This window comes from Glaciimonas sp. PCH181, assembly GCF_003056055.1.
Taxonomy (GTDB): Bacteria; Pseudomonadota; Gammaproteobacteria; order Burkholderiales; family Burkholderiaceae_D; genus Glaciimonas.
The window spans coordinates 446,355-462,814 of sequence record NZ_PYFP01000003.1; the positions used below are offsets into that span (position 1 = coordinate 446,355).

Annotated in this window: 13 protein-coding genes; 8 read left to right on the top strand and 5 right to left on the bottom strand. The window is 50.7% G+C overall.

The window, feature by feature from the left end:
* Positions 1–9: 9 nt before the first annotated feature.
* From gap to tkt, 3 genes are all read right to left on the bottom strand, one after another.
* Positions 10–1,020, bottom strand: coding sequence for a type I glyceraldehyde-3-phosphate dehydrogenase (gene gap / locus C7W93_RS22615; RefSeq protein ID WP_108442583.1), 1,011 nt, complete (start codon positions 1,018–1,020; stop codon positions 10–12).
* 109 nt (positions 1,021–1,129) lie between these two features.
* Complete coding sequence (locus C7W93_RS22620) at positions 1,130–1,753, bottom strand: GNAT family N-acetyltransferase (protein ID WP_108442584.1); 624 nt, start codon at positions 1,751–1,753, stop codon at positions 1,130–1,132.
* Positions 1,750–3,744: a transketolase gene (gene tkt, locus C7W93_RS22625; protein WP_108442585.1), complete on the bottom strand. Its 1,995-nt coding sequence runs from the start codon at positions 3,742–3,744 to the stop codon at positions 1,750–1,752. Before tkt ends, C7W93_RS22620 begins: the two co-directional genes overlap by 4 nt.
* A gap of 382 nt (positions 3,745–4,126) precedes the next feature.
* Here tkt and C7W93_RS22630 point away from each other — a divergent pair, with 382 nt between their 5' ends.
* From C7W93_RS22630 to C7W93_RS22665, 8 genes are all read left to right on the top strand, one after another.
* Positions 4,127–4,852, top strand: a complete 726-nt coding sequence (locus tag C7W93_RS22630) for a 16S rRNA (uracil(1498)-N(3))-methyltransferase (RefSeq protein WP_108442697.1) — start codon at positions 4,127–4,129, stop codon at positions 4,850–4,852.
* Between the two features lie 119 nt (positions 4,853–4,971).
* On the top strand, positions 4,972–5,430 hold the full coding sequence (locus C7W93_RS22635; protein ID WP_225870005.1) for a YidB family protein: 459 nt from the start codon (positions 4,972–4,974) through the stop codon (positions 5,428–5,430).
* A gap of 201 nt (positions 5,431–5,631) precedes the next feature.
* Positions 5,632–6,609 carry a bifunctional riboflavin kinase/FAD synthetase gene (locus tag C7W93_RS22640; protein ID WP_108442698.1) on the top strand — a complete coding sequence of 326 codons (978 nt, stop codon included), beginning with the start codon at positions 5,632–5,634 and terminating at the stop codon, positions 6,607–6,609.
* Positions 6,610–6,755: 146 nt separating this feature from the next.
* Entirely contained in the window at positions 6,756–9,659 is a 2,904-nt protein-coding gene (ileS, locus tag C7W93_RS22645; RefSeq protein WP_108442587.1) for an isoleucine--tRNA ligase, read from the top strand.
* Positions 9,660–9,777: 118 nt separating this feature from the next.
* Positions 9,778–10,299: a signal peptidase II gene (gene lspA, locus C7W93_RS22650; RefSeq protein WP_108442588.1), complete on the top strand. Its 522-nt coding sequence runs from the start codon at positions 9,778–9,780 to the stop codon at positions 10,297–10,299.
* An 83-nt stretch (positions 10,300–10,382) separates the two neighbouring features.
* The gene (gene coaBC, locus C7W93_RS22655; RefSeq protein ID WP_201747336.1) at positions 10,383–11,582 is read left to right on the top strand and encodes a bifunctional phosphopantothenoylcysteine decarboxylase/phosphopantothenate--cysteine ligase CoaBC; all 1,200 of its coding nucleotides are present in this window, start codon (positions 10,383–10,385) and stop codon (positions 11,580–11,582) included.
* A 170-nt stretch (positions 11,583–11,752) separates the two neighbouring features.
* Entirely contained in the window at positions 11,753–12,202 is a 450-nt protein-coding gene (gene dut, locus C7W93_RS22660) for a dUTP diphosphatase (RefSeq protein WP_108442590.1), read from the top strand.
* 11 nt (positions 12,203–12,213) lie between these two features.
* Positions 12,214–13,314, top strand: coding sequence for a M48 family metallopeptidase (locus C7W93_RS22665; protein WP_225870006.1), 1,101 nt, complete (start codon positions 12,214–12,216; stop codon positions 13,312–13,314).
* Between the two features lie 335 nt (positions 13,315–13,649).
* Here the strand turns inward: C7W93_RS22665 and clpA are convergent, their stop codons facing one another.
* Together clpA and clpS are read right to left on the bottom strand one after the other, a co-directional pair.
* Positions 13,650–15,950, bottom strand: coding sequence for an ATP-dependent Clp protease ATP-binding subunit ClpA (clpA, locus tag C7W93_RS22670; RefSeq protein WP_108442592.1), 2,301 nt, complete (start codon positions 15,948–15,950; stop codon positions 13,650–13,652).
* Positions 15,947–16,255, bottom strand: coding sequence for an ATP-dependent Clp protease adapter ClpS (clpS, locus tag C7W93_RS22675; protein WP_108442593.1), 309 nt, complete (start codon positions 16,253–16,255; stop codon positions 15,947–15,949). Before clpS ends, clpA begins: the two co-directional genes overlap by 4 nt.
* Positions 16,256–16,460 lie beyond the last annotated feature (205 nt).

A 16,460-nucleotide genomic window follows, 5' to 3' on the forward strand; every position in this document is an offset into this window, starting at 1 on the left:
TTTTACAGCTTACTTAGCCGACATCAGTGCAACAGTGGTATCCAACATGCGGTTTGAGAAACCCCACTCGTTGTCATACCAGCTCGATACTTTCACCAGATTGCCCGACACTTTAGTCAGCGTTGCATCGAAATTCGACGATGCGGGATTGTGGTTGAAATCGACCGATACTAAAGGTTCTACGTTGTAGGTCAGGACGCCTTGCAATGCACCTTCCGATGCTTCTTTCAGGATCGCGTTGACTTCTTCAACGGTAGTTTCACGGGCAGCAACGAACGATAAATCGACCAGCGACACATTGATGGTCGGTACGCGAATCGCGAAACCATCCAGCTTGCCGTTCAGCTCTGGCAAGACCAGACCAACGGCGGCAGCTGCGCCGGTTTTAGTCGGGATCATGCTCATCGTGGCCGAACGCGCCCGACGCAAATCTTCGTGATACACGTCCGTCAGTACTTGATCGTTGGTGTACGAGTGAATCGTTGTCATCAAGCCATTAACCACGCCGATAGTGTCGTTCAGTGGCTTGACCAGCGGTGCCAGACAGTTAGTCGTGCATGAAGCGTTAGAAATGACAGTGTCGGTGGCTTTCAGGACATCGTGATTGACGCCAAACACAATCGTTGCATCGACATCTTTACCACCCGGTGCAGAAATAATGACTTTCTTGGCGCCGCCGTGGATATGGGCGCTGGCTTTCTCTTTGGTAGTGAAGAAGCCGGTGCATTCCAGTACGACGTCAACTTTTAACTCGCCCCATGGCAGTTCAGCTGGATTACGCTGCGCCAGCACTTTGATGCGGTCGCCGTTGACGACAATCGCGTCGCCATCGACTGTGACTGTGCCTGGAAATTTACCGTGCGCAGTATCGTATTGGGTCAGATGGGCATTCGTTTTTGGATCGCCCAGATCATTGATCGCAACGATTTCGATGTCATGCTTTTTACCGCCTTCGTAATGCGCACGGAGGATGTTGCGGCCGATGCGGCCATAGCCATTGATTGCAACGCGAATAGTCATGCTTCTCTCCTAAGGTATGAACAATAATTCAATTCAGATGATTGCGAACAATCATCATCATTTAACTTTCACTAATCCCACTGTTTTGTCGCCGTCTTTTACACGTTTATTATTTAACGCGTATGGTACGCCAGCCGTAACCAGTCTCTTGCAAATCCAGACCTTCGTCCCAGCTAAATGCCTGTTCCTTCAGCAACTCAGCGCCCAGCTTGGTATAAAACTGCCGCGCAATATCATTCTGCGACAACACCCATACCAACATGTTATTTGCACCAGCGCTAGCCAACGTCGCCGCAACGTGCGCCACCAGTCGACGGCCAATGCCAGCGCGCTGGACTGACGGAAGCAAATAAATAGCGGTTAATTCACTGTCGAAGCCAAGCTTGGCCTCGCTTAACGTCATCCCGGCAGCAAACCCGACAATCTCGCCGCCAATTTCAGCAACAAACACACATGCAGCATCCGATGCGGCGCCGATTATGCGCGCCCACAACGCCGTACTCTCGTCAACTTTCATGGCGTCGAGATAGTCCACCGGAAGTATGCCGCGATAAGTTGCGCGCCAGCTGTCGATCCGGACTACCGCAATGTCCGCTGCATCGGCAACGGTAGCGCGGCGTACGGAGAAATCACCAACAACATTGGTGAAAGTGGTGACTTCAGTGATGTCATCTATGATGTCATCGGTGACGCCATCAACCACATTTTTTGCTTTATCTGTTTTTACGCTCATGCCAACGTCAGCTTGACTTTGGCAACGACATTTTCAACCGTGAAACCGAAATGTTTGAACAGCACATTCGCCGGTGCCGATTCGCCAAAAGTATCGATACCGACAACTGCACCTTCCAAGCCAACATATTTATACCAGGTCGACGTCACGCCAGCTTCGACCGCAACCCGTGGCAAGCCGCGCTCAAGCACGCTGGCTTTGTAGGAGGCTTCCTGACGGTCAAATACGTCGGTGCTTGGCATGGAGACCACGCGCACGGCGATGCCTTCCGCCGCCAATGCATCTGCCGCCTTAATCGCCAGTTCGACTTCGGAACCGGTGGCAATGATGATACCTTTTGCGTCTTTTGCATCTCTCAATACATAGCCGCCGCGTTGGATATTCGCGATTTGGGCGGCGTCACGTTGTTGATATGGCAAATTCTGACGGGTAAAGATTAATGTGCTCGGGCCATCATGACGCTTGACCGCGTGGCCCCATGCCACTGCCGATTCAACCGTGTCGCAAGGACGCCAGTTATCCAGGTTAGGAATCAGGCGCAGGCTGGAGACATGCTCAACCGATTGATGGGTCGGACCGTCTTCACCAAGGCCGATAGAGTCATGCGTAAAGACGAAAATCGAACGAATTTTCATCAATGCCGCCATGCGCAAGGCATTCCGGCTGTAATCGGAGAAGGTCAGAAAGGTTGCGCCAAACGGCAAATAACCGCCGTGCAACGTGATCCCGTTCATCATCGCGCTCATACCAAACTCACGCACGCCATAGTTAATATGGTTACCGGCCTGATCTGCCCGGACCGCGACGCATTCTTTCCAGTTGGTCAGATTCGAACTGGTCAAATCGGCGGAACCACCAAGAAACTCTGGCAATACCGGCGCGAATGCCTGAATCGCGTTCTGGCTAGCCTTACGGGTGGCAATCGTTTCTTGCTTTTCGACGCAGGTAGCAACATAAGCGCTTAACGTCTCGTCAAAATTGCCCGGCAATTCGCCCTTCATCCGACGCGTCAACTCAGCGGCTTGAGTCGGGAATTCTGCGCTATAGGCGGCAAATAGTGTGTTCCAGTGCGCTTCAAAACGCTGACCGTGGGCTTTTGCATCCCATGCGGCATAAACATCTTCAGGAATTTCAAACGGTGCAGAGGTCCAGCCTAATGCTTCGCGAACGGCGGCGATTTCTTTATCGCCCAATGCTGCGCCATGGACTTTATCGGTGCCAGCCAGATTTGGCGAGCCTTTGCCGATGACTGTTTTGCAGCAAATCAGAGTTGGTTTGTCAGCCAGCTTGGCTTGATGAATGGCCGCGTTAACCGCTTCCACGTCATGTCCGTCAACGCTGCGGATAACATGCCAGCCATAGGCTTCGAAACGTTTTGGGGTGTCGTCTTTGAACCAGCCTTCAACGTGCCCGTCAATCGAAATGCCGTTATCGTCATACAGCACGATCAATTTCGACAAACGCAACGTACCTGCTAACGAACAGGCTTCATGCGAAATGCCTTCCATCAGACAGCCGTCGCCGACAAAAGTGTAAGTGTAGTGATCAACAACAGGGAAATTTGGCCGATTAAATTCTGCTGCCAACAATTTCTCTGCCAATGCCATACCGACGGCATTTGTCAAACCCTGACCCAATGGGCCTGTCGTGGTTTCAATACCGGGCGTCACGTCTACTTCAGGATGGCCTGGTGTCTTCGAATGCATTTGGCGGAAATTGCGCAGCTCGTCCATCGGCAAATCGTAGCCGGTGAGATGCAACAACGCGTATTGCAACATTGAACCATGACCATTCGACAACACAAAACGATCACGATTAATCCATTTTGGATTAGCAGGATTGTGGCGATAGTGCTTGGCCCATAGCGCTACTGCGATTTCCGCCATGCCCATAGGCATGCCTGGATGGCCGGAGTTGGCTTTTTGTACTGCATCCATTGCCAAGGCGCGAATCGCGTTGGCCATCTTCGAGGTCGGGAGTGTGGAGGTCATGGTTTTTACAGTTAGGCAATGATTGGGCGGGATGCAGCAAGCGGCGCAGATAAATAATATTAAATAAATAGTATTACTAGTGCTGCTGAGTGTTATTTACACAGAAGGCGCCAAAGCGCAATATTTTACCAAAATGCTGCCCCTAACGCTGCATTTCCGCACCGATCGGCATTTGCAGCTAGTAAAACGCCCCTTTTTAGATTGCCGGGCCTCACGGAGAGTGAACGGATTCGGACTAATCACAGCCAGATCGAAATGGCGGATTGGCGCATATTCCTTCATACTGACCGCTTTTAGCCCTGCCCGATGCTATCCAATGCTGCGGCATCTGGTCCAAGCCGGGCGGCGACTGCCTGTTAATACTATTGCACTTTTTTTGCCTATGCCGCGTTTTTATATCCCCACCCAACTTGAAATCGGCGCCACTTTGGCGTTGCCGGACTCCGTTGCCCACCATATTCAAGTGCTGCGATTGGCGCTGGGTACGCCAATTACCCTATTTAATGGCGGCGGCGGCGAATTCACGGCGACCATCGCTAGTATTGAAAAAAAGCGCGTAAGTGTAGAAATTAAAACTTTTTCACCGCGAGAAGTCGAATTGCCCTACGCCGTGACGCTGGCGCAAGCATTGCCTGAAGCGTCAAAACTAGACTGGATTATCGAAAAAGCCGTCGAACTAGGGGCGGCGGCGATCCAACCGATCTCCGCACAGCGCTGCGTAGTGCGACTTTCGGCAGATCGTGTTGAGAAAAAACAAGCGCATTGGCAAGCCGTGATTGTTGCAGCATCCGAGCAAAGCGGTCGCAATCGCTTGCCAAATCTTGCTACATTAACATCACTGAACGACTGGCTGGGGCAGCAGGACTTGCATAAACGGATCCTCCTATCGCCGCGTGGCGAAGAATCGCTATCAAACTGGGCCCGTCACCAACCGCCGCAATCGGTCGCGTTGCTGATTGGGCCAGAAGGTGGATTCACCGAGGCGGAAGAAAATACCGCCTGCGCGCAAGGTGCTTTGATGCTGTCTATGGGCAGCAGAATTTTGCGTACTGAAACCGCCGGCCTTGCAGCGCTGGCAGCGTTAAATGCCATTTGGGGTGAGATGTAATAAAACTATGCGAGGATAGAGGCTGGTTTTTGAGTTGCCGCCAATTACAATGGAATGCAATAGCGGCGTAAATCGTTTTTCATCCGCCTTAATTTGGCGATCTTTTTACTCAGGAGAAAATGATGGGACTATTAGATAGCTTACTTGGCGCGGTCAGCAATGCGCAAGGACAGCAAGCGCAAACCAACGATCCGAAAGCAATGCTGATTCAAGCTGCCCTGAGCATGCTGACCAATCAATCGGGTGCTGGCGGTGCAAATTCGGGCGGCTTAGGTGGTTTGCTAAGTCAATTTCAGAATGCAGGGTTAGGCGATGTGGTCAGCTCTTGGGTAGGTCATGGTGAGAATCAGCCGGTTTCCCCGGATCAGGTGCAGCAGGCATTGGGCAGTAGTGGTCAATTGGACGAATTAGCGCAAGCTACCGGTCTGTCTAAAGAAGAAACCGCTGGTCATTTGTCGGAAATCCTACCGGAATTAATTAATAAATTAACACCAAATGGCCAGGCACAGGAAGTCAGTGGCGGTTTAGGAGAGCTTGCCGGGATGTTGGGAAATTTGTTAGGCAATAAACCGGCCTAATTATCTTTTTGTTAGTGCGCCTCTGCTATTTCGAGGCAATCTTCTACGAAAATCGCCCTTTTGGGCGATTTTTCAGTTGATTTCCACGTTATTAAAGCAAATATTAATAGAGAACAATCAACCATTCCGCCACTAGGCGCAAGTTGCGGCACGAAAGCATTTATAATCTACCGTTTTGCAACATCTATCCCGGCCATTTCCATGAAGGTATTTCGCGGACTTCCCAACGCTGAATCGCGTGCACCTTGCGCGTTAACTATCGGCAACTTTGACGGCGTACATCGCGGCCATCAGGTTTTGCTCGCGTATGTGCGTAAAGCAGCGACAGAATTAGGCATCGATGCCGCCGTGATGACATTTGAGCCACATCCGCGCGAATTTTTTGCACAGCAATCGAATCATCCCGTCACACTACCCACCCGCGTTGCCAATTTGCGCGACAAGCTGCAATCATTGGCGCAGGCCGGTATCGACCGCGTGATTGTCGAACATTTCAATGCCCATTTTTCCTCCCTGTCACCACAAGACTTTATCGAAAAAGTGCTGGTTCAAGGCTTACACGTCCGTTGGTTGATGGTCGGTGAAGATTTTTGTTTTGGCGCACGTCGTGCCGGCAATATCGCCACCCTGATCGAAGCGGGTAAAAAATACGGTTTTCAAGTAGTTACTTTGCCGAACGTCATGAACGACGGTGCCCGCGTATCCTCGTCTGCGGTACGGGCTGCGCTGGCAACGGGTGACTTTACCTCGGCGAGAACTTTACTCGGTCATGCTTATTCCATCTCCGGACACGTCGTTCACGGCAAAAAACTGGGGCGTGAAATCGGCTTTCCCACGCTAAATTTGCGTGTCCACCACAAACAACCGGCACTTTCGGGGATCTTCGTGGTGCGCGTGCATGGTTTGACGCCACAACCGCTGCCTGCGGTAGCCAGCATCGGCACCCGCCCCACAGTGGATAAAAGCGGACATGTTTTGCTTGAGGCCTTTATCCTTGATTACAGCGGTGACTGTTACGGTAAAGTCGTAAAAATTGAGTTTCTGCAGAAACTGCGCGATGAAGAGAAATACATCGATTTGCCGACATTAACTGCGGCAATCGAGCGCGATGTTCAAAATACGCGCGATTACTTCCGTCAGCATGACAGCGCCGCGATTTCAGCGACCGACCGAATTTGACGCTGTCCCGTTACAGCCCATCGCATTGTTCGCATTATGTCTGCGCATCTTGACTGACTTATAGTAGTGTTACCGCTGTCGTAGCATTGCTCACCGCAAGTGCCAATTTGTCGCAGACATCCACTGAATTTCATTGAAGAAAAATTATGTCCGACCAGCCAACTCAAACACCTAAGCCAGAAAATAACAAGACCGCAAAAGCGGCTAAAGTGCAAAGCAAATATCCGGTCAACATGACCGAAACTGCTTTCCCGATGCGTGGTGATCTCGCTAAACGTGAGCCGCAATGGGTCAAACAATGGCAAGAAAAAAAGGTCTACGAGCGGATTCGGAAAGCCTCCAAAGCACGTCCAAAATTTATTCTGCATGACGGCCCTCCGTACGCCAACGGCGAAATTCATCTGGGCCACGCAGTCAACAAAATCCTGAAAGACATGATCGTCAAAGCCCGCAATATGGCTGGCTTCGATGCGCAATACGTTCCCGGTTGGGATTGCCACGGTATGCCGATTGAAATCCAGATCGAAAAGAAATACGGCAAAAATCTGCCAGTAGCAGAAGTGCAGGCCAAAGCCCGCGCCTACGCTAACGAGCAAATCGATTTGCAACGTAAAGACTTTATCCGTCTAGGCGTTCTGGGTGAATGGGACAATCCGTACAAAACCATGAACTTCAGCAACGAAGCCGATGAACTGCGCGCACTTGGCACGATACTGGAAAAAGGCTATGTATATCGCGGCCTGAAGCCGGTCAACTGGTGTTTCGATTGCGGCTCTGCGCTGGCGGAGGCTGAAGTCGAATATCAAGACAAGCGCGATCCATCGATCGATGTTGGCTTTCCCTTTGCAGAACCAGAAAAACTGGCTGCAGCATTCGGACTAGCGACATTGCCGGTTGAGAAAGGCTATGTTGTTATCTGGACCACCACGCCGTGGACCATCCCGTCGAATCAAGCGCTGAATGTGCATCCAGAAGTCGATTACGCATTGGTGCAAACCGAGCGTAAGGGCGAACCGCTATTGTTGCTGTTGGCGCAAGATCTGGTCGCCGCCTCGCTCGAACGTTTCGGTCTTGAAGGCAAGATCATCGCCACCTGCAAAGGTGAGGCTCTGTCACTCATCAACTTTAAACATCCATTAGCCAGCGCACATCCGGGCTATGACCGTTTGTCACCCGTGTATTTGGGCGACTACGTCACCACCGATAGCGGCACCGGTATCGTTCACTCGGCGCCAGCGTACGGTATCGAAGACTTTATTTCCTGCAAAGCACACGGCCTGAAAGACGACGACATTCTTAGTCCAGTGATGGGCGATGGCCGTTATGCGTCTACTTTACCGCTGTTCAATGGACTGACAATCTGGGAAGCATCCAAGCCGATTTGCGCTGCTTTGGAAGAAGTCGGCTCGCTGTTCAAACTGGAAATGTTTGATCACAGCTACATGCATTGCTGGCGGCATAAAACGCCGATCATCTATCGCGCAACCTCGCAATGGTTTGCCAGCATGGATAACACGCCAAAAGACGGCGGCGACAGCTTGCGCAAAACGGCTATTCAAGCGATTGAAGACACCTCCTTTTTCCCGGCGTGGGGCAAAGCCCGTTTGCACGGAATGATCGCTAACCGTCCCGACTGGACCTTGTCACGTCAACGCCAATGGGGCGTGCCGATGGCATTTTTCGTTCACAAAGAAACAGGTGAATTGCATCCTCGCACAGCAGAATTGCTAGAACAAATCGCGCAGCGCATCGAAAAAAGCGGCATCGAAGCATGGCAAGCACTTGATCCTAAAGAGCTACTCGGCGACGAAGCTGATCTGTACATGAAGAACCGGGACACGTTGGATGTCTGGTTTGATTCCGGGCTGACACATCAAACCGTATTGCGTGGATCGCATCATTTGCAATCGCAATTTCCGGCCGATCTGTATCTGGAAGGCTCGGATCAGCATCGCGGTTGGTTCCACTCTTCGTTGCTGACCTCATCGATGTTGAATGGCCGTGCGCCATACAAGGCGTTGTTGACGCATGGCTTTGTCGTCGATGGCGAAGGCAAAAAGATGTCGAAATCGCTAAAGAACGGTATCGAACCACAGAAAGTATCCGATACGCTGGGTGCAGAAATCCTGCGGTTGTGGGTTGCGTCGAGTGACTATTCGGGCGAGATCACTATCTCTGACGAGATCCTGAAACGTGTCACCGAATCCTATCGCCGTATCCGCAACACGCTGCGCTTCTTGCTAGCCAATACGTCCGATTTCAATCCGTTGACAGATGCGGTGCCAATCGGCGAGTTACTGGAAATCGACCGCTATGCAATCGCTAGCATGACGCAATTGCAAGCAGACATTCTGCAACACTACGAAGGCTACGAATTCCATCCGGTCATCTCAAAATTACAGATGTACTGCTCGGAGGATTTGGGTGGCTTCTACCTCGATATTCTGAAAGATCGCCTGTACACCGGTGGCGTCGCCTCGCATGCCCGACGCTCAGCGCAAACTGCGATCTGGCATATCACGCAAGCACTATTGCGCTTGATCGCCCCAACGCTGTCGTTTACTGCTGAAGAAGCATGGTCGTTCTTCGCCAGCAAAGAGGTCTATGCAGAAAGTGACGAAACGATTTTCACGCAAACCTACTACACGCTACCAGTCATTGAAAATGCCGCGGCATTGATTGAGAAATTCAATGCGTTGCGTACTTTGCGGGCCGAAGTGACCAAGCAACTCGAAGAAGTACGTGCTGCTGGCGGGATCGGTTCATCGTTGCAAGCGGAAGTAGAACTGAAGGTGACGGCTGCCAAATACGCATTATTGAGCAGCGTTGGCGACGATCTGAAATTTATCCTGATCACCTCTGCGGCCACTGCCACAGAAGTCACCTCAGAGGCGGAAGAAACGATCCTCGTCACGCCGTCGACACAACAAAAATGCGAGCGTTGCTGGCATTATCGGGCTGACGTTGGCAGCCATGCTGAACATACGGGTCTATGCGGCCGTTGTGTTTCCAATCTGTTCGGCAAAGGCGAAAATCGTCATTTCGCTTAGCTTAGTCTCGGTGCAGACCTGAAATCAGCTTTGCGGTGATTTCAGGTCGCTCTTTACCACCATTCATTACGATTACTTAGCGTCCGGTACAACTTTTTGCATATTGAAACAACCATTTATGGCCACTAAAAAACGTTCTTCCCCGACCAGATCCGGCTCCCCCACCAAATTAAGCGCAGGATTACTGCCGTGGATGGGAATAGCAGGGATCGTGATTCTGCTAGATCAGTTATCCAAAGTCACCATTACGCGCCTGTTTACTTACGGTGAATCGCATCCGGTAACCTCTTTTTTCAATCTGGTATTGGTGTACAACCCCGGTGCCGCCTTTAGTTTTCTCGGCTCTGCTTCCGGTTGGCAACGTTATTTATTCACAGCGGTCGGCATTGCTGCCGCGATTTTCATTATATTTTTGCTCAAGCGGCATGCCGGTCAACGCATGTTTTGTACCGCACTGGCTTTGATACTGGGCGGCGCGATTGGCAACGTCACTGACCGCATCGCTTATGGTCACGTCATCGATTTTGTCGATATTTATATCGGTCGCTGGCATTGGCCGGCTTTTAATATCGCCGATAGCGCTATTTGTATAGGCGCGGTATTGTTCATCATTGACGAGCTGCGCCGCGTGAATAAATAAGTCTGTAAATAGACGCGTATATTGGCAAATTAATAGGCGATTGACGTCGCCTTGTTTTAGATCGTTTTACTCCAGGAGTAATCATGGATCTCGCTGGTAAAAAAATTGTACTCGGCCTGACCGGGGGCATTGCTTGCTATAAAGCGGCAGAACTTTCACGTGCTTTCATCAAAGCAGGCGCATCGGTCCAAGTCGTCATGACCAAAGGCGCGCTACAATTCATCACTTCAGTCACGATGCAGGGCTTGTCAGGACAACCGATATTTACCGATCAATGGGACGCACGTATCGGCAACAACATGCCGCATATCGATCTCACCCGAGATGCCGATGTCATCGTCATCGCCCCCTGCTCCGCTGACTTTATGGCTAAGCTGGCCCATGGCGTCTGCGATGATTTACTGTCCACGCTGTGCGTGGCGCGACCAGCCTCATTACCTCTATTAATAGCACCTGCGATGAACGTAGAAATGTGGCAAAACCCAGCCACCCGTCGCAACGCCAGGCAGTTAGCAGAAGACGGCATTCAATTACTCGGCCCGGCAGCTGGTGAACAAGCCTGCGGTGAAGTTGGTTTGGGGCGCATGCTGGAAGCCGATCAATTGCTAGCAGAAGTGATCGCCGCATTTCAGCCTAAAACCTTAAAAAGCAAACGCCTGCTACTGACCGCCGGGCCAACGTTTGAAGCCATTGATCCGGTGCGTGGCATCACCAATCTTTCTTCCGGAAAAATGGGCTATGCACTGGCACGCGCGGCCCGAGAAGCTGGCGCTGAAGTCTTGCTGATCTCCGGCCCCACTGCATTACCGGCGCCATTTGGCGTGCAACGTGTAAACGTTCTCAGTGCGCGCCAAATGCACGATGCTGTGCTGGCACACGTAAAGGGGCAGGATATTTTTATCGCCGTGGCGGCAGTAGCTGATTGGCATGTCGCCAACTCCAGCGACCAGAAACTTAAAAAAGATGCTTCGGGAAGTACGCCGGAATTAGTATTCGCGCAGAACCCGGATATTCTTGCCGAAGTCGCCGCGCTGCCTTTAACGCAAAGGCCTTACTGTGTCGGCTTTGCCGCAGAATCTGAAAATCTGCTGGAATATGCAGAAGCAAAGCGCCAAAAGAAAAACATTCCCCTGCTGGTTGGCAACATCGGCCACGATACATTTGGAAAAGACGAGAACCAACTCGTGCTGTTCGACGTCGAAGGTCATACCAGTTTTCCTCGCGCGGACAAGCTGCAACTGGCACGTCAGCTAATTGCGGAAATTGCAAAACGTCTTACCTAGTTTTGCTGATGGCATGGCAGACGTCGCTATTATCGTGATCCGTGGTGATCCGTGGTGATCCTTCGTGATGCAACTGTGCGATGGTGAGTTGGTCGATGCGTATTGCAGCCGTATTCTGTAGCTGAACTTACGCACCTTTTAACCAGATATTGAATAGATAAATTTATTCCATGAAAACAATAGACGTAAAAATTCTCGATCCACGCATGCAAGATCAATTACCGATGTACGCTACCGAAGGCAGTGCCGGACTGGATTTACGGGCCTGCCTCGATGCACCATTGACGATCAATCCCGGTGAAACGCATTTGATCCCCACCGGGCTGGCGATTCATCTCGGCGATCCTGCCTACGCCGCCATGATTTTGCCGCGTAGTGGTCTGGGTCATAAGCACGGTATTGTGCTGGGCAATCTGGTCGGTCTGATTGACTCCGACTATCAAGGGCAACTGATGGTCTCCACCTGGAATCGCGGCGACACGACATTCGTTATTAATCCGATGGAACGGCTGGCGCAGCTAATCATCGTGCCGGTAATGCGCGTCGGTTTTAACGTCGTTGCCGAATTCGACAGCAGCGAACGCGGGACTGGCGGCTTCGGCAGCACAGGTAAACACTGATGGGAAATCCAATGAAGGTAAACAATTATCGACAATGGCTAGATGTAAAGCGTTACGCCGTGACGTTACCCCTGATCCTACTTACCGCTTGCGCCACGCAAGAACCTCTCCCCGTATCACCCTCGTTACCACCTGCGGTTGCGATAACCAAACCAGTATTACCACCGATAAAACCGCCGAAAAATCCTCAAGAGGCTGAATTACGCGCGCTAGTGACGCAACAAGACCGCTTATATGCTGTAGCAGCACCACTGCTGGTCAATAACGCAGACCTTTGCCGCAACAATGCGCGCAATCTGCTTGGCTTTACTGCAAAAACAAAATATTCTTATTCAAGTGAATTCATTGAGGCAGCACAGGCTTCTCTCGGCCTGTCAGACGAACTTCAAGTCACGGGTGTATTGGCCGGAAGTGGCGCTGCTGAGGCAGGCGTTAAACCTGGCGATTTACTGGCGACGATACAGGGCAAACCTGTGCCATCCGGCCCAAATGCCGAGCGCCAGGCAGCATTAATGCTTGGACCATTGGTCAGTCGAAGCACGACGATTAACTTGGGATTAACACGGAACCGTCAGAACATTAATCTGAACGTGCCGCTAACGCGTGCCTGCGCATTTGGTATCGAGCTGGGAAATACCGATAACGTTAATAGTTTTGCCGATGGCCGCCGCGTCCTCATTACCGCCGGCATGGTGAAATTTACCCAAACTGATGACGAACTGGCTTACGTAATCGCACGTGAAATGGCACATAACTCATTGATGCACATCGTCCGACTACGCATGACCGCCACGATGAGTGGGATTATCGACAACTTGATACGTCTGCGACCTGATACTACTTCACTATCAGGCGGCGCTGGCGTCAAACCTTATACGCAGCAATTAGATGTCGCAGCGGACAAACTTGCGCTGTATATGGTCGCACGCGCTGGCTATAAGGTTGATAACGCCGCCGCATTTTGGCAACGTCTGGCAGCAGCCTATCCAGTCACCGTAGCAAATGGCTATACCGCCATTCATCCATCTACAACGGCTCGATTGGATATCATCCAGAAAACGGTTGCCGACATTACTGCCAAGCAGGCAGTTGGATCAGCATTGACGCCTTAATGTTTTTGCTGACAACGCACTTGGATGTGGTGTGGTGCGTTGTGTTTGCTCTTATTCTACTGGAGGGTGTGCAAAACTGCTTCGGAATCGGGTTGGCTCGTGTAACTACAAGCCAATCCTTGGCAGCATTGAGAGAAGGTAACGATCTGTGGATTCCTTAGCATCCTTTAGCAGTACCGATGCAGTTTTAGGTAAGTCATACAGTTATTCACCGTAAGATTTCATTACCGCTGCATCACAAACAGCACATTGGTTGTTAAAAAGCCCGAATCACTTATGTGATTCGGGCTTTTTTATAGCATCAGCAACTGACGATACGCAAACTTTGCTAGTGACTATTCAACTTCAACAGTTTCTTGCGACGCGGCAGGTTTTGCCGGGTTTTTTGCCGGAAACTCCAGTTTGATCTGATCTTTTTCGTCCAGATCCACTGTTACACGACCGCCAGCCACCAGCTTGCCAAACAACAACTCATCAGCCAGCGCCTTCCGAATCATGTCTTGAATCAGACGTGACATCGGTCGCGCACCCATTAACGGATCAAAGCCTTTTCGGGCCAGGAATTTACGCAAATTCTCAGAAAAGACAGCTTCCACTTTCTTCTCATGCAATTGCTCTTCCAATTGCATCAGGAATTTATCGACAACCCGCAGAATGACTTCTTCATCCAGAGCACGGAAGCTGATGATCGAGTCGATGCGGTTACGGAACTCCGGCGTGAACATCCGTTTGATATCCGCCATTTCATCGCCAGCTTCCTTCTTCTCGGTAAAGCCGATGGTCCGTTTTTGCAAGCTTTCCGCCCCTGCATTTGTGGTCATGATAATGATCACATTGCGGAAGTCTGCTTTACGTCCATTGTTGTCTGTCAGCGTCCCATGATCCATCACCTGCAACAGGATATTAAAAATATCCGGATGCGCTTTTTCGATTTCATCCAGCAGCAGCACTGCATGCGGTTTCTTGGTCACGGCCTCAGTCAATAATCCACCTTGGTCAAACCCGACATACCCCGGCGGCGCACCGATTAAGCGACTGACAGCATGACGCTCCATGTATTCGGACATATCGAAGCGAATTAATTCAATACCCAAAATAAACGCGAGCTGTTTTGCAACCTCGGTTTTACCAACCCCAGTTGGGCCAGAGAACAAGAAAGAACCAATCGGCCGATCAGTCTTGCCGAGTCCCGCACGCGCCATCTTGATCGCTGACGCCAATGCATCAATCGCCGGGTCTTGACCAAATACGACATTACGCAAATCGCGGTCGATCGTTTTCAACTTGCTACGATCGTCCTGATTAACAGTTTGTGGCGGAATCCGCGCAATTTTCGAAATAATGTCTTCAATTTCGGTTTTGCCAATTGTTTTCTTTTGCTTCGACTTCGGCAATACGCGTTGCGCAGCCCCAGCCTCGTCGATCACATCGATCGCCTTGTCAGGAAGATGTCGATCATTGATAAAGCGGGCTGCCAACTCCGCAGCAGTCGTCAACGCAATCGCAGAATACTTGACACCGTGATGCTCTTCGAAACGCGATTTCAAACCACGTAAAATCTGCACGGTTTGCTCAACTGTCGGCTCGTTAACATCGATCTTCTGAAAACGCCGTGACAACGCGTGATCTTTCTCGAACACGCCACGAAACTCTGTGTAAGTAGTCGCACCGATACATTTCAGCTGACCACTGGACAATGCCGGTTTCAACAAATTCGATGCATCCAAAGTACCGCCAGAAGCCGATCCAGCGCCAATGATTGTATGGATTTCATCGATAAACAAGATACCGTGTTCACTGTCTTTCAATTGCTTCAGCACTGCTTTCAGGCGTTGCTCAAAATCGCCACGATATTTAGTCCCGGCCAATAAAGCGCCCATATCCAAAGAGTAGACAATCGCGTTACTGAGAATTTCGGGAACATCGCCCTGCGTAATCCGCCATGCCAGTCCCTCTGCGATAGCGGTCTTACCAACACCGGCTTCACCGACTAGCAATGGATTGTTTTTACGGCGACGGCACAAGGTCTGAATCACCCGTTCGACTTCAAATTCACGACCGATCAGCGGATCGATCTTGCCTTCGATTGCCAGCTTGTTCAGGTTTTGCGTAAATTGGTCTAACGGGCTTTCTTTTTGCTGTCCTTCGGCCTGCACTTCTTCCACGCCCTCGGAAGATTTTTGGGTATCGCCGATCTGATCTTTACGAACACCGTGCGAAATAAAATTCACCACGTCAAGACGGGTTACGCCCTGTTGATGCAGGTAATAAACAGCGTGCGAATCTTTCTCGCCAAAGATAGCGACCAGCACGTTCGCGCCAGTGACTTCTTTTTTGCCATTCGAGGCTGACTGCACATGCATGATCGCACGCTGAATCACGCGTTGAAAGCCCAGTGTGGGCTGCGTGTCAACTTCGCCGGAGCCTGGCACTGTCGGCGTGTTATCGCCGATGAAAATCGTCAACGTCTTACGCAGATCTTCGATGTTGCCAGCACATGCCCGCAGTACTTCTGCCGCTGATGGATTATCCAGCAACGCCAGCAGCAAATGCTCAACAGTGATGAACTCGTGCCGTGCTTGTCGAGCCTCAACAAACGCCATGTGCAAACTTACTTCCAATTCCTGCGCAATCATGCTTCCTCCATTACGCATTGCAGGGGGTGCCCTGCTTTTCGCGCGTGCGTTAATACTAATTCGACTTTTGTAGACGCGATATCTTTAGAAAACACGCCACACATTCCCTTACCTTCACGATGCACTTTAAGCATAATCTGCGTCGCGGTCTCCCGATCCTTGTTGAAATACTCTTGAATCACAGCAACGACGAATTCCATTGGAGTGAAATCATCATTCAACAAAAATACCTGATACATAGGGGGCGGCTTGAGCTTTTGCTCCTGTCGCGTCGCTACCGTTCCATCTTCATGCTTGGTTACCATGCGTCTATTCTAAAACGTTCATACAAATAAGTAAGTAGCAGAATCTCTGCGAGACACTGAATTAAACCAAAATTAATTTAATAGTACGCGCTTTCTTCTTGCAGTGCAGATGACGTTACAACGGCAGAATTCAAGAGTGGTTTTTTGAAGAAAACATGCCGCACATCATCGCTCCAACTGCACCAAACAATTTTCTTGACTTTTA